This is a genomic window from Salinimicrobium marinum (assembly GCF_014651535.1).
Lineage (GTDB): Bacteria > Bacteroidota > Bacteroidia > Flavobacteriales > Flavobacteriaceae > Salinimicrobium > Salinimicrobium marinum.
Window position 1 is genome coordinate 43,600 of record NZ_BMXB01000002.1, and the last position, 15,872, is coordinate 59,471.

9 protein-coding genes are annotated in these 15,872 nt (G+C 41.1%); 5 read left to right on the top strand and 4 right to left on the bottom strand.

Annotated elements, in window-relative coordinates; genetic code table 11:
- The first annotated feature begins 39 nt into the window (after window positions 1-39).
- The 4 genes from IE056_RS04235 to IE056_RS04250 are packed head-to-tail and all read left to right on the top strand — an operon-like array spanning window position 40 to window position 7,126.
- Window positions 40-1,215 (top strand): glycoside hydrolase family 53 protein, encoded by a 1,176-nt coding sequence (locus tag IE056_RS04235; protein ID WP_189603445.1) that lies wholly within the window; start codon window positions 40-42, stop codon window positions 1,213-1,215.
- A gap of 17 nt (window positions 1,216-1,232) precedes the next feature.
- A complete protein-coding gene (locus tag IE056_RS04240) occupies window positions 1,233-2,126 on the top strand; it encodes a hydroxypyruvate isomerase family protein (RefSeq protein ID WP_189603446.1) in 894 nt (297 codons plus the stop codon).
- An 11-nt stretch (window positions 2,127-2,137) separates the two neighbouring features.
- Complete coding sequence (locus IE056_RS04245; protein WP_189603447.1) at window positions 2,138-4,522, top strand: glycoside hydrolase family 2 TIM barrel-domain containing protein; 2,385 nt, start codon at window positions 2,138-2,140, stop codon at window positions 4,520-4,522.
- A 3-nt stretch (window positions 4,523-4,525) separates the two neighbouring features.
- A complete protein-coding gene (locus IE056_RS04250) occupies window positions 4,526-7,126 on the top strand; it encodes a cellulase family glycosylhydrolase (protein ID WP_189603448.1) in 2,601 nt (866 codons plus the stop codon).
- 199 nt (window positions 7,127-7,325) lie between these two features.
- On the opposite strand, the gene IE056_RS04255 is transcribed toward IE056_RS04250, so the two are convergent.
- Genes IE056_RS04255 through IE056_RS04270 form a run of 4 tightly spaced genes read right to left on the bottom strand, consistent with a single transcriptional unit; the run spans window position 7,326 to window position 14,542 of the window.
- Window positions 7,326-8,774, bottom strand: coding sequence for an alpha-amylase (locus IE056_RS04255; RefSeq protein WP_189603449.1), 1,449 nt, complete (start codon window positions 8,772-8,774; stop codon window positions 7,326-7,328).
- Window positions 8,775-8,834: 60 nt separating this feature from the next.
- Window positions 8,835-9,980, bottom strand: coding sequence for a SusE domain-containing protein (locus tag IE056_RS04260; RefSeq protein WP_189603450.1), 1,146 nt, complete (start codon window positions 9,978-9,980; stop codon window positions 8,835-8,837).
- 17 nt (window positions 9,981-9,997) lie between these two features.
- Window positions 9,998-11,587 (bottom strand): RagB/SusD family nutrient uptake outer membrane protein, encoded by a 1,590-nt coding sequence (locus tag IE056_RS04265; protein ID WP_189603451.1) that lies wholly within the window; start codon window positions 11,585-11,587, stop codon window positions 9,998-10,000.
- A gap of 27 nt (window positions 11,588-11,614) precedes the next feature.
- Complete coding sequence (locus IE056_RS04270; protein WP_189603452.1) at window positions 11,615-14,542, bottom strand: SusC/RagA family TonB-linked outer membrane protein; 2,928 nt, start codon at window positions 14,540-14,542, stop codon at window positions 11,615-11,617.
- A 210-nt stretch (window positions 14,543-14,752) separates the two neighbouring features.
- On the opposite strand from IE056_RS04270, the gene IE056_RS04275 reads away from it, so the two are divergent.
- Window positions 14,753-15,793 (top strand): LacI family DNA-binding transcriptional regulator, encoded by a 1,041-nt coding sequence (locus IE056_RS04275; protein ID WP_189603453.1) that lies wholly within the window; start codon window positions 14,753-14,755, stop codon window positions 15,791-15,793.
- Window positions 15,794-15,872: the final 79 nt, after the last annotated feature.

The following is a 15,872-nucleotide window of genomic DNA, read 5'->3' on the forward strand; positions in this document are numbered from 1 at the left end:
AAAATAATAGTAATTTTTACGTTTAATTATTTTCATTATATGAAACGACTTTCTTTTATAGTGTGCTTGTTTGCACTACTGATATTTTCAGTTTCAGGATGCAGGGAAGATGATGCTGAAGTTATTGATACTCCTGAAGTTCCTGTAGATCCAGATGATGAGGAGGACGATACCGAGATTTCGGTTACATATTTTGGTGCAGATCTTTCCTATGTAAATGAAATGGAAGATTGTGGTGGGGTCTACAACAACGCAGCTGGAGAGGAAGCAGATCCCTTCGTTCTATTTAAAGAGGCGGGAGCCAATCTGGTAAGGGTACGCCTGTGGCATGATCCTCAATGGACAAATTATTCTGACTTCGAGGATGTTAGGAAGACAATAGAGAGAGCAAAACTTCAAAATATGGAGGTTCTGCTTGATTTTCACTATTCCGATACCTGGGCAGATCCAGAGAATCAGGTAATTCCTGAAGCATGGAACCATATTGAAGATACAGAAATACTTGCAGATTCTCTTTACAACTATACCTATTCAACTCTTTTCAGGCTTCTGGAGGAGGATTTATTGCCTGAAATTGTTCAGGTAGGGAATGAGATCAACAGCGAGATCCTGGCTCCTGGAGTGGCTACCTGGCCCATCAACTGGGAACGGAACATTCAGTTGATCAACTCCGGATTAAAAGCAGTGGATGACTTTTCCGGTGATCACAACATCGAAATTGAAACCATGCTGCACATTGCCCAACCTGAAAATGCCTTGTGGTGGTTTGAAGCAGCCGAAGAAAATGGACTTAAAGCGTATGACTGGATTGGGATATCCTATTATCCTGTATGGTCCAATTATGGTCTGGAAGAGGTTTCCGGTGCTGTTCAGGAATTGAAACAAACTTATGGGAAAAGAGTGATGGTGGTGGAAACAGCATACCCGCACACCCTGGAAGATGCAGATAGTGCAAATAATAACATTGGGCAAAATGCTTTGATTCCGGATTATGAAGCCTCTCCTGAAGGGCAGCGGCAATACCTCATAGATCTCGTGAAAAAACTGGATGAAGGTGGGGCCGAAGGATTGATATACTGGGAGCCGGCATGGATTTCTACCAACTGCAATACCCTTTGGGGACAGGGATCACATTGGGACAATGCTACCTTTTTTGATGCTGAAACTTCAAAAGCATTGCCGGCTTTTGATTTTTTTGATCGTAATAATTATTAGTTTACTAAAATATAAAGATGAAGAACACATTCAACAGGCGACAGGCCTTAAAAAATATTGCACTGGGAACAGGAGCAATTGGTTTTGGAAGCGTACTGAGTTCGTTTTCTGTACCTGAATTTTCAGAAGAAAAAAAATCAGACAGGCCAAAAAACAACATCAATCATTCTGTATGTCGCTGGACGTTCCCGGACGTGCCATTGGATAAACTGGCTGCCGATTGTGCTGCAATAGGTATAAAGGCAATTGACCTTCTTCGCCCTTCGGAGTGGGATACCGTAGAAAAACACGGTCTGAAATGCTCTATGGCTACAGATGATTTTGCCAGCATTGAACACGGATTTAATGATCCTGAAAATCATAAAGAGCTTCAGAAAAAATATAAAGAACTTATTGAAAAAGCTTCAAAACAGGGGATTAAAAATGTGATTTGTTTCTCCGGAAACCGTCGTGGAATGGATGAAGAAACAGGTATAAAGAACTGTGCAGAAGGGCTTATTCCGTTGCTGGATTATGCAAAAGAAAGGAACGTGGTGCTGGTGATGGAATTACTAAACAGCAAAGTAAATCATCCAGATTACATGTGCGATCATACTGAATGGGGAGTGGCTTTGGCTAAGGAAACGGGGAGAGATAATTTTAAACTCTTATACGATATCTACCATATGCAGGTTATGGAAGGAGATGTGATTGCGACCATAAGAAAATACCATCCTTACATTAATCACTATCATACAGCAGGCGTCCCCGGAAGAAATGAAATTGATGAAACCCAGGAATTATTTTATCCTGCTATCATGAAAGCCATTGTTGAAACCGGCTTTGATGGATATGTAGCACAGGAGTTTGTACCTACTGCCGAAAATAAATTTAATTCCCTGGAAGAAGCTATCAGGATCTGTGATGTATAATTAAACCTTTTATGAAAATTAAATTCAATCTGTTTTACATTCTGTTTGTTGCAATTGCAGCTTTTACTTCCTGCAACTCCATTAACCAGATTTCCAGCCACGAGAATGATATCGCTGTTAGTCCACGAGTTACAGAAAACTTTGGCAACGACTGGCAATTTCAAAGGCTTACAGGATCTGCGTTGGAAGGGTCTAATTGGGAAATTGTAAATATTCCTCATACGGTGAGGATCGAGCCTTTGGTGGTGAATGATCAATGGCAGGGAACTTCTGTATACAGAAAAAGCTTTCCTGTAGAATTACTTGGAGACAAAAAATGGTTCTTTCACTTTGAAGGGGTCATGCAGGAGGCACGGGTATCTGTTAATGATTCTCTGGTGACCACTCATAAAGGCGGATATTTACCCTTTACTGTAGATGCTACACCTTTTCTTAAAGAAGGTCAGGAGAACATAATTGAGGTAGAGGTTATCAATTTAGATGACACGACGATTCCTCCCGGAAAAACACTGGATATGCTTGACTTTAATCTTTACGGTGGTATCTACAGGAATGTTCACCTGATTAAAACGAATCCTGTTTACATAACCGATGCGGTTCATGCAGATGAGGTTAATGGGGGCGGTATACTGGTGCATTTCGATAAGGCAAATGAACAATATGCAACCGGATTTGTACAGACTCATATCAAAAATGAATCTGATGTTAGGCAACTGGTAAGCGTGCGATTAACGTTTTCAGACAGAACAGGAGAGAAATTCAGGTTCTTTTCTCGCGATGTTTTCATAGCTGCGGGAGATGATGTTTCTGTTACAGAAGAAGTGGTTATTGAGAATCCGTTTTTATGGTCTACCTATAATCCCGATCTCTACAATTTGAATGTGGAAATAATTTCTGACGGATTGGTAATTGATTCCAGGCAGCTTCGAACAGGAATCAGGGATATTCGATTAACGGAAGATGCATTTTACCTCAACGGAGAAAAATTCTTTGTGAACGGGACCAACCGTCACCAGGAGTATCCATACGTGGGATATGCAATTTCTGACGAAGCACAATACCGGGATGCTTATAAAATAAAACAAGCCGGATTTGATTTTGTCCGTTTATCTCATTACCCTCACGCTACAGCATTCCTGGAGGCTTGTGATGAACTGGGATTGCTCGTGATGAATGCAATTCCAGGATGGCAGTATTATGAAGAAGGAGAATTTGTGGAAAATGCCATTCAGGATATAAAAGATATGGTGCGCAGGGATAGAAACCATCCCAGTGTAGTATTCTGGGAAAATTCTTTAAATGAATCTGAAATGACCGAAGAATTCATGATAAGGGCAAACAAGGTTTTAAAAGCAGAACTGCCGTATGATGACACCTATAGTGCGGGTTGGATAGATCATTTTTCTTATGACCTTTTTATTCCTGCACGGCAACATGCCAAACCGCCGCAGTATTGGAACGATTATGATGAAGAAGGCATGCCCATCTTAATTGCGGAATACGGAGATTGGGAGTATTACGCCCAAAACGCCGGATTTAATCAAACTGCCTACAGTGATCTAAAGGAAGAAGAAAGATCGAGCCGACAGCTAAGAAGTGCAGGCGAGATAGGAATGTTGCAGCAGGCTTTAAATTATCAGGAGGCATTTAATTCTAATTTACGGGGTGAACAAACCATTGGCCATTCAAACTGGCTTATGTTTGACTATAACAGAGGCTATGCTAATGATCTGGAAGCTTCGGGAATTGCAGATATCTTTAGGATTCCGAAGTTTGCATTCTATTTTTACAAAAGTCAAAAAGCTCCATATACAGATGAATTTTCAGTGCCAATGGTATTTATCGCCAATTACTGGACGCCGAAATCTACTACCAATGTGAAGGTTTTTAGTAATACAGAAGAGGTAGCGCTGTATTTAAATGGCGAACTGGTGGAACGAAAAAAACCGGAAATAAATCAAATTTCAGAAGAACTTCCTTTTCCTCCTTTTGAGTTTGACCTGGAGTCATTTCAGGCAGGGGAACTACGTGCGGTAGGATATATTAACGGCGAAGAAGTCGCATCTTATAAAGTGCGTACGCCGGGCAAGCCCTCTCAATTGGATCTTGCAATGGACCATTCGGGAAGATCCCTTTCCGAAGAAACACCCGATGTGGTTTTTGTATATGCCATCATTCGGGATGAAAAAGGAACGGTGGTGCCCAATGCCAAGAACCTCATTGAATTTTCTCTTACAGAAGGAGCTGAAAATGCAGAATTGATTGGAGGAGAAGCTGTAAATGCTGAAGCCGGAATTGCTACTGTACTTTTACGAACCGAATCACATACTGAACGTATTGTAATCACAGCTTCTTCTGAAGAACTGGGGGAAACAGAAATAATCATTGAACCATAAAAAATGAAATTATATTCTAAAAACCTTAATGTTTTAATCTTTTTATTTACGCTTTTAATGTCGGGAGATGTTCTGGCACAGTCTTCAAAAACCACAAAACAGGATGTTTATGTAGATGATACCGGGGTAATGCGCTGGGGGCATAATGAGAAAGAAGTCAAGGGCTTTGGAGTGAACTATTCTGCTCCTTTTGCACACGGTTACAGGACTGCTCAGACACTAGGGGTAAATCTCAAAGAAGCTATTGATAAAGATGTGTATCATTTTTCGAGACTGGGTTTCGATCTTTACAGAATCCACGTCTGGGATACCGAAATAAGTGATGTGGATGGGAATCTTCTGGATAATGAGCATCTGGAATTGTTCGATTATTTACTGAAGCAGCTAAAGGATCGCGGAATCAATTTCATGATCACCCCAATTGCCTATTGGGGCAGTGGCTGGCCTGAACCTGATCCTGAAACACCTGGATTTTCACATAAATTCGGAAAAGATTCCAGCCTTACCAATCCTGAAGCTATAAAGGCACAGGAGAATTATTTGGCTCAGTTTCTTAATCATGTGAATCCGTTTACGGGAGTGGCGTATAAGGACGAGCCTAATATTATTGCTTTTGAAATTAGCAACGAACCTCATCATCGAGGAAGTGCCGAAGAAGTAACAGAATTTGTGGACAAAATGATTTCTTCCATGCGTTCCACAGGCACTAAAAAACCGATTTTTTACAATGTAAGTCATAGCACCCATCTTGCCCAGGCATATTTTGATGCCGAAATCCAGGGAGGTACTTTTCAATGGTATCCAACAGGTCTGGGTTTTGGGAAAGAACTGCAGGGGAATTTGCTTCCAAATGTAAACGACTATGATATTCCTTTTGATGATGTAATCAGGGAGAATAACGGGGCAAAGCTGGTGTACGAGTTCGATGCTGCCGATGTGATGAAATCATATATGTATCCTGCGATGGCGCGTAGTTTTCGAGAAGCGGGAATCCAGATTGCCACCCAGTTTGCATACGACCCTACTTATATGGCATATGCCAATACCGAATATGATACGCATTACATGAACCTTGCTTACACGCCTCAAAAAGCCCTGGCGTTAATGATTAGCGGCGAGATCTTTCATGAGCTTCCCATGTATGAAAATACAGGAAGATATCCTGACAATTTAGAGTTTGGTGATTTTTCGATTGATTATGAAAATGACCTGGCGGAATTGAATTCTGTTGAAAAGTTCATTTACACCAATACTACTTCCACCCGTCTTAAAAATGATGAAAAGTTGAAGCAGGTTGCCGGTTTCGGAAATTCTGAAGTGGTAAAATATGAAGGAAAGGGTGCTTATTTCCTGGATAAACTCGAAAAAGGCGTCTGGAGGCTGGAAGTAATGCCCGATGCCATTCTGGTAGATAATCCCTTCGGAAATAATAGTTTGAAGAAAACCATTGCCGTCATTAACCATACGTCCCGGGAAATGAATATTCACCTTGCAGATATTGGAATGGACTTCAGTATTTTAGGGTTGAACGAAGGGAATGAATTCAGTGGAAAAGCGGAAGGTAGCAAATTCAGCATTGAACCCGGAGCTTATCTGCTCACGAGAAAAGGAGTTTCCACGAAACTTGGTCCGGAGGATGAATGGGATCAAAAAAAGCTGAAAGAATTTGCTGCTCCCGAAACTACCGTGGATAAAACCTACCTGATGCACGATGCACTTCCGGAAATATCTGAAGATACTGCTATGGAAATTTCCGCAGAAATTGTTTCCAACGAAGAGATAGAAAAAGTGGAAGTATGGTATCAAAATGGGAATGTCTATGAAAATGGACAACTGGAAAGACAAAGAGGTTATGAGTGGGCAATGGATGTTCCGGAAACGCTACTTAAAAACGGCTTTTTAAAATATCGCATTATAGTGTACACTTCTGGTTCCAGCTATACCTTCCCTGATGATATGCAGGGAGATCCGGGGGAATGGGATTATTTAGGAGAAGAGAGCTATACCACAAGGGTTGTGGATAAAGACAGGCCGCTATATTTGTTTGAAGCAAATGAAGATTCAGAAAGTGTGGTGCGGCAATGGCTTCCAAGCCTGAATGTTGTTCCTGCCAACCTTCCCGGGGAAGCGGAGTTTCAGGTGAATGTGGAGAAGCTGTTTGAAGAAGATATTGAAAATTTGGATGCAGCACCTGTTAATGATTATTCCTTTAGGTACTATTTCAGAGACAAAATCAAAGGTAGAATAGAGGAATTAGGTGCCAAAAGCCGATTGGTAATCAAAGGCCGTGCTTTAACTGATAATAGAGAAAAACTTCAGGTGGCTCTTGTGATGAAAAACGGAGCTTCTTTTGGGAAAATAATCGAACTTGATCCACAGCTACAGGAACATGAGCTGGATCTTTCTACGTTAAAAGAGGTAAAAACGGTTACTTTGCCGCGGCCGTATCCTTCTTTTCTCCCATACTACTTTGAACATAATTTAACGACTCCATTTGATTTAAATGAAGTAGAAAGCCTGCAGTTTTCTATTGGTCCAGGCCTTCCCAATGAAGAACTTGAAAATGAACACGGAGTTGGAATCATACACGTTAGACTGGAGTAGGAGGCGAAAAATATAAGCTGAAAATCGTTTTTCAGTATAAATGAAAAGAGGCCGTTTGAAAAGCAATTATCACCTTAACCAGAACTTGTTTCAGGTTCTAATAACTTCTGGAAATCAGAATATAAGATTCAGAAATAAATTCAGAATGACGATTTCAAAGCTTTTTAAAGGGCCTCTTATTTTTTAGCTTCAGAGTGCTTTATTCCATGATGGAATATACCGCATAACTATTGGCAGGAGCTCTTAACTCCACAGCTCCGTTTTCACTTGTGGTTGAGGTGTAAGTGATATTTCCAGAATAATCCATCACAGGAGTCGAGTTCCAGCCGGTCGCAATATTTGTCCTTGCTTTAATCCCACCAGATGTATTGAGGTAAAGGATGAGCCCCGGGTTATTTCCTTCACCTGCTCTTTTCATGATGTATTCATCGTCATCTACAAAAAGAATTTGAGTTTCTCCGGTAGCTATCGTATTGTGGATCAAAATAAGTTGATTTAACTCTTCCTGAAAAGCTTCATTCTCATAATCTGAATAGAAGATGGTGGGATATCCTGGGTGTGTTAGAATATAGGCATAAGCCTTCATCTTGTTTTCTGCTGAGATCCGGTTGTCTTCGTTCTCATCCTTTTCAGTATCGTGGTTTGCAGTAAAAGTAATTGCTTTATCAGGGTAAGTTTTCCAGAGCATATCTGCTTTTAGGCCATTTAAATCTTCATAGCGGTCAAGGCTTTCTTCCAGTTTATAAAAAGTTGCAAAATCAAAAACTCCGCTTCCGGTATCTTCAACATATTTTTCCAGCACAGCAGGATTTCCATCCCAAAGTTCGGCCACAGAAAAACCGCCAACTTCATCCAGCCATGCTTTAACTACCCATGGTTCATAGCCAAGTACATAATCAAATCTCCAACCGTCAAAGCCCATGACGTTCCTATAATATTTAGCAACCGAATTTTCATTTTTCCAGAGCCAGTTTTGTACATATTCCTGGTTATGGTCCAGGTTCGTCTCTTCATAAAAAAGACTGCCGTCGTCGTAAGGACTTGTGCTGTTAGGATAAAAGTTTTCATAATTCCTGTTGAACATGCCCGAAGCATTTCCATGTTCTTCATTAAACAGCGTGTAGGTTTCGTAATCTCTGTAAGGGTTGTATTGCAGCTCTCCACCTGAGTTGTGGTTAATGACAATATCTGCTATTACTTCGATATTGTTTTCATGTGCAGTAGCAATCAGGTCTTCCAGTTCTTCGCGTGCACCAAAACGGGTAGGCACGGTTTCATGCTGGTCGTATTCTCCGAAATCAAAATAATCAGAAACGTCGTAACCCATAGAATACCCTCCGGATTGGCCTTTCGTAGCCACAGGAAGCCACATTCTGTCAATTCCTGCATCTGCCCATGCAGCCACTTTTTCGTCCAGCAGAGTCCACCAGCCATGACGAGGTTCCACATCCCAGTAGAATGCCTGCATCATCACTCCAGATCCATTGCTGTATTCTTCAAGATCAATTGGCTGGGCTGCAACGGGTGGATCTACCGTGCCGCCATCATCATCGGGATCTGTAACATTTCCGTCATCATCTGTGGAACAGGCTCCTGCAAGGAACAGCATACTAACTAAGAACGGATAGTAAAATTTAAATTTTTTCATAGGTAAAGGTTTAATCAAAAAAGGCTGCTTTACGGCAGCCTTTTAAGAGGTTAAGAATTTTTATTCTGCGTGTGGGATAAGAATATATCTTCCCGTAAGGTCATTGAACCAGATATTGTAAACTCCCGTAGCAACCGGAATGTTTGGTCCTCCAGGGTTTGCTTTATCAGAAAGTGCACCAGAATCGATACCCCAGCTTACATCCCATGCATCAGCTGCCCGGAATTTAAGCTCTCCGTCGGTAAGGCTTACATCAGTGGCATACCAGATATGTGCATTAAAATCTGATTGGGTCATGTCAGCATCAGCTCCCCATCCATCATCACCGGTTTCATATCCTTCTATGGTCGAATCACCAAGGAAACCAATAGTTTCATAAGTTGTTGCTTCACTGGCATCATATTCTTCCATAGTAAATGTCATTTCTTCCAGGTTGATCTGGAAAGAATAATATCCTGATGCATCAACAATGAAAGGTCCAGGATCTTCACCACCACCCGAGTTTACAGCTACGGTAGAACCATCATTAGTGCCGTATTGTGGCTGCCATGCACCAAGTTCTTCCAGTATTTTAAACTCTCCTGCATTGAAATAGCCAGTGTAGTAATACATATTAGGATTCTGAGCATCTCTGTAAAGAGGGTAATTATTGCCATTGTTGTTCCAGTCGTCTGGTGTGGCATTTCCTACAAAGTAAAGTTCACGAAGATCTTCTTCCTGTTCTCCTTCCGGAAGAACAATAGTAAGAGCTTCAACTTCCGATGTATGAGCTAATTCTCCTGCATCTCCTGCCGAAGCAACTATCCTGAAATACAGTTGTCCTGAATTTGGCATATCCTCTGTGGATGGATCATTGTCCATTCCTGCATCTTCAGCCAACTCCAGAAGTTGACCAACGCTTACTGCAAGATTGTTGCTTCCGGTTTCACCCATAACATCAAAGCTTTCAAAACCGGAATCTGCAGATCCCTGAAGTTCATAAGTTAAATTGGTAGGAACCTCTACATCTATTTCATTCCATACAAAACGTTCAGCAGTATTATCTGACGTTGCAGGGGTAAGAATATATTGGGAGTTAAAAGAATTTACAAAGCTAATTCCTTCTGGGTCGGGTTGGGCGACAAAGACTATATCATCATCACTACTACAAGCGTTTAAGCCAATTACAGCTACAAAAGCCAATAATAAATTTGAAATTTTTTTCATTGTTTAATTTTTTAATATTAGTATCCTGGATTTTGTTCTAAGTTCGTGTTCACACCTATATCAGAAGATGGAATAGGGAAGAGGTCTCTGTAAGCTCCTGTGGTAGTTCCCTGAGGTACTCCGCCTTTCCAGGCCCAGATTCCCCTGTCAGAAAATTGTCCGAACCTTATAAGGTCTGTTCTTCTGTGGGCTTCCCAAAATAATTCACGTGCTCTTTCACTCAGAATAAAATCTGGTGTAAGATCACTTGCAGAAATATTGTTCCCGGAACCTCCATAAGCTCTTTCTCTTAATTCATTTACGTAAGAAACTGCCTGGCTCATATCCCCACCACCGCCACGTACAACAGCTTCAGCGTACATCAGGTAAACATCTCCCAGTCTGAACATAGGGAAATCAGTATCTACCATTTCTCCGGTAGCATCAGATCCCTGGTTACCGTCGACATCTACGTTCTTGTATTTGGTGACAGCATATCCATTTGAAAAAGAGGAAATATTGTTGATCTCAAGACTTTGTCCTTCGGTATGAAACATAGCGCGTTCATCTTCAGATTCTGCACCGTTTGGAAACTGGTTCACAAACTGCGGAGTGGTTCTTAAGCCTCCCCATCCAGAGTTTACACCAAATTCCGCCGGATTCATATCTCCTCCAACGGCAGCATGAATCACATAGGTCAAGCCTCCATAAGTGGCAGTGTTAATTCCGTGATATCTAATAGGGAAGATGATCTCATTCTGCGCTCCGTTCTCATCGTTATCAGCAAGGAAAAGATATTCATAGTCATCTACCAAAGAATAGTTGGCGTTGATGATATTGTTTGTATAAGTGACTACATCAGAATATCTTTCTGTTCCTGTATACACTTCAGCATTCAGGTAAAGCTTGGCAAGCAACATCCATACAGCTCCTCTGTCGGCACGGCCATATTCATTTCCTCTGGCAGGCACCATTTCATTTTCAATTGCAAGTAATTCACTTTCGATCCAGTTAAAAAGTTCCTGTCTCTGGATTTGCTCCGGAAGAAATGCTCCAACAATATCTTCTTCAGATACGAATGGCGGATTTCCATACATATCAAGAGCGTGATAGTAACTCAAAGCTCTCAGGAATCTAGCCTCGGCCCGGAATTCCCTGATTGTTGCTTGTTCAGCTTCTGAAAAACCGCTGATACTCTCCTCGCCCGACTGACGTAGGAATTCATTGGTCAAAGCTACCTGGTACATGATCCTGGAGTACATGGTCCTAATAAAAGGGTTTCCGGAGGTCCAGTTTTGGGCATGCAGGTTTGGCAAACCTTCATCGTTCCATCCAATGACCGCTTCTTCTGTTGGTAATTCCTGAAGCATCCAGTATAGGCGCAGGTATTGTGAGAAACCTTCATCAAGACCTATAAGGTCTGGATCTCCCGCAGGACCTTCCTGTCCACTTACGGCCAGGCCTGCGTATAATTTGGAAAGAAACTCTTTATAAGCATCGGGATCCTGAAAGATATCTTCGGGAGTTTCCCTGTAGTCTTCAGGTGTAAGGTCCAGATCATCTGAGCATGACCAGAACAGTGGCATGCTAAGGAAAATGATAAGGAATGGTTTTATTCTATTGTACATTTCTCTTTTATTTAGTTGTTGATCTTATTAAAATATGATATTTAACCCAAGGACAAAAGTTCTTGGCCGTGGATAGAAATTATTATCTATACCACCTGAAATTTCCGGATCAAGGCCTTCATAATCTGTTATTGTAAACAGGTTTTGAGCAGTAAGAGAGGTCCTGAAATCAACCTTTTCTCCCGGGAACAGGTATCCAATATTAACATTATCCAGTCTTACGAAATCTGCACTTTGTACATAGTAGTCTGAAAAGAACTGGTTGTTCTGGAAATCTGTCTCCAGCACATTGCTGCTAAAGTTAGAGTAGTAAGGTTGTGGAGTTACAGTTCCGGCAGACCTGAATCCCGTACTTGATTGCGTATTGTTGTACATGTAGCCACCAAAACTTCCTCTAAAAGTAAAACTAAGGTCCAGGTTTTTATAATTCAGGGTATTGGTAAAGCCCATAAAGAAATCTGGAGAGGCCTTTTTATACGGTACCCTGTCTTCTTCTGTGATCGTATTGTCACCATTAACATCAACATAAGCTCCTTCTATAGGCTCATTGTTGCTGTCATACACCTGGCGGAAAACAAAGAATGTAGTAGGATCAAGTCCTTTTCTCCATAACTGGATAGTGTTTCCAACTCCACCGCTTATTCCTCCCTGTGGAATAAAGAAGTTTGGATTTTCACCTAGAGAAAGGTTGGTGATCTCCAGCTCCTGAAATGAAATGTTGTAATTCATATTCCAGCTGAAGTTCTCTCTGTTAAAGATATTTCCATTAAGCGATACCTCAAGTCCTCTACTCATTGTTTCCCCTACATTGGTCAACAACTGGTCAGAAAGGTTAGCCCCTGCAGGAACGGGAACAGTAGCCAGTAATCCGTCGGTTGTACGGTAATAAGCATCTACAGTACCAGATACAAGGTTGTTGAATAATCCAAAATCAAGTCCGGCGTTGTATGATTCCAGTTCTTCCCAGCGAAGGTTTCGGTCATATTCTTCAGGCCTTAGAGTTCTGTAAAAATTATTTCCTATCTGATATCTTGCACCCTGGATACTTGGGGAGTAAAGACCAATATAGCCATAATTACTTCCAATTTCCTGGTTACCGGTCACACCATATCCTGCACGTAGTTTTAATTCTGAAATTACTTCTGAATCACGTAAAAAGTTCTCATTGTTTAATTTCCAACCTACAGCAACAGCGGGAAAGATACTCCAGCGGTTGTCTTCACTAAATCTTGAAGATCCGTCTCTCCTGATGCTTCCTGATAAAAGGAACCTGTCATCAATGTCGAAGCTTGCACGGGCAAAATAAGATTCCAGTGCGTTTCTGTCAATGTTCCTGTTGTTCAGGATCCAGAATCCTTCCACATTCTGATCCGTAAATTCCTGCTGATCTGTAGTGTAGAATTCCTGATAGGAATGTCCAACAGTCAAATCAACTGCGGTGCTTAAAGATTCTATGTAAGGCTTGTAATTAAAGAAGAAATCCAGCAGGGTATTTCTGTTGTATCCCCAGTAATTTTCTTCGGCAGGTATGCTCTGTAACACAGTAGCAGAAGAAATAGGACTAAAATTTCTACCTTCATTATCTGCATAATCAATACCTGCATTCATATTGAACCTAAGTCCCTCAATTAAAGGAATCCTGTAGTCAACATTAAAATTAGAAATGATACGCTGCGTTCTTCCACCGTTGTCCCTTTGCATTAAAAGAGCCACCGGGTTTCTGGTGGCCTGTTGTAAGGCTACTCCATTTGCATCACTCCACTCATAAAAGCCATCATACCTGCTATTTTCATCATAAACAGGTTGTGTAGGATCAAAATTCACCGCTGCTCCAATAGCATCCTGGTTTGCGAATTTATTCCTGTCAATACTACCTTTTGCCGTAAGGCTAAGTTTTAGATCTCCATCAAAAAGGTCCTGATTTAAAGCAAGGTTTAAAGCATTTCTCTCATACGTATCTGTTCTCAATACCCCTGTTTGTGAAGTATTGTTGTAATTCACACGGTATGTAAAGTTTTCAAAACCCTGGGAAACGGTAAGGTTGTGAATAGCACCTACCGAAGTTTGATAGATTTCATCCTGCCAGTCTGTGCTAGCATCTCCCAATAGTGCCGGGTCTGTGCCAGGTTCAGATTCTATAAGGTCTCGGAATTGTTCTGCATTTAGTACATCTACACGATCTGTCACCTGGCTAATAGAAGCCTGTAGATCATATTCAAAACTAAGCGGGGTACTTTTAGTTCCGGTTTTTGTAGTGATCAAAATAACTCCGTTAGAAGCTCTTGATCCATAGATTGCCGTAGCCGATGCATCTTTCAACACCACGAAATCCTTAATTTCATTCGGGTTTATCGCGTTCAACTGGTTTCTAACACCCTGTACACCTCCCTGGTCGAGAGGGATTCCATCTACCACAATAAGAGGAGAGTTGTTGGCAGATAAGGACGAGCCGCCCCGTATCCTGATTTCTCCACCACCTCCTGGCTCACCGCTGCTCGGGGTGATTCGTACACCTGCAGATTTACCTGCGATAAGCTGTTCGGGGGAAACGATGGCGCCCCGGTTGAATTGTTCCGAAGAAATCTGTTCTACCGCTCCCGTAGCGTCCTGCCTTCTTTGGGAACCGTAACCAATTAATACTACTTCCTCCAGCTGTGCAGTATCGGGCGAAAGTGAAATATCCAGTGTTTGCTGCCCGGTATAAGTAACTTGTTGTGGAGCAAAACCCAGGTAAGAAAAAACGATTTCGTTACCCTCCTCCAGATCTGATAGGGTGAAATTTCCATCAAAATCTGTTGTTGTTCCTCTGCTGGTACCATCGATAAGTACATTCACACCCGGAATGGGCATTCCTGTCTCTTCCTCAATTACGGTTCCAGTGAGTGTGGACTGTGCAAAAAAGCTCATTGGCAGCATAAACAGCAGCAACAATGTGCTTTTAAATAATGTTCTCATAAATTATTTTTATTAGGTTTAATTGTTAGACTATATTTTCACTACCAGAGGCTAAAAGTATAATAAAATCAAGGAATGAGAGATGATGAAAGTCATGTGCGCGAGCCGAAATCGATTTCGTGTTGAAAACTTTCTGCGGTAATCACATTATCATTTTTTAATCCTAATTTTGCGGGATCAGTTTTATTTACCCCCTAGAATTAAAAAGTCATGAAACCAAAGTTAACTTTAAAACAAATCGCCCGGGAATTAGATGTTGCAGTCTCTACTGTGTCAAAAGCTTTGCGTGACAGTGATGAAATTAGTGTAGATACACGTCAAAAGATCAAGGCATTTGCCAAACTTTATAATTACAAGCCCAACAATATCGCTTTAAGTCTTAAGAACAGAAAAACAATGACTATTGGAGTGATCATTCCCGAGATCATTCACCATTTCTTTACTACCGTAATTAGTGGAATAGAGCAGGTAGCAAATAAACGTGGATATAATGTAATTATTTGCCTCTCCAATAATTCTTTTGATAAGGAGGTGATCAATATGGAGATGTTGGCCAATGGAAGTACAGACGGTTTTATCCTTTCTGTAGCCAAGGAAACCCAGCAAAAAGGGGATTATCAACATTTAACCGAAGTGATCAACCAGGGAATGCCTATTGTGTTATTCGACCGGGTGGTGGATGAGATTGAATGTGATAAGGTAATTATCAATGATAGGGAAGGTGCGAGAAAAGCAGTGCAGCACCTGGTAGATATAGGATGTAAAAAAATTGCTATTATTACCACTGTAGATTATGTGAGCGTTGGGAAACTCCGCACTGTAGGATACAGACAGGCGCTGGAAAAAAATAGTATTCCCATAGATGAAAATCTTATTCTGAAGATAGAGGATGTGGAAAACAGTGATGAGGAGATCAACAGGTTTTTATTCCGGAATGATGTAGACGGAATTTTTGCTGTAAATGAACAATTCTCTGTGAGTGCCATAAGAGGTTTAAATAACCGCGGATTAAAAGTACCGGAAGATGTATCGGTGGTAGGGTTCACCAATGGAGAGCTTTCGAAAAGATTTATTCCCAGTTTAACCACTGTAAGTCAGCACGGGGCACAAATGGGTGCAAAAGCAGCTAATTTACTAATTGATAAACTGGAAAACGCAGTGGCCGGTGAAGAAAAATATACCACCGAAATTATTGAGACCAGTTTAATAGAAAGAGAATCTACACTACTTAATTTACCTTTGAAGATCTAAAAATTTAGCTATCTTTGAAATCAGAAATTTATCAGGACTTATATTTTCACTACCAGAATTAAGTTTTGATAAGTCTTAG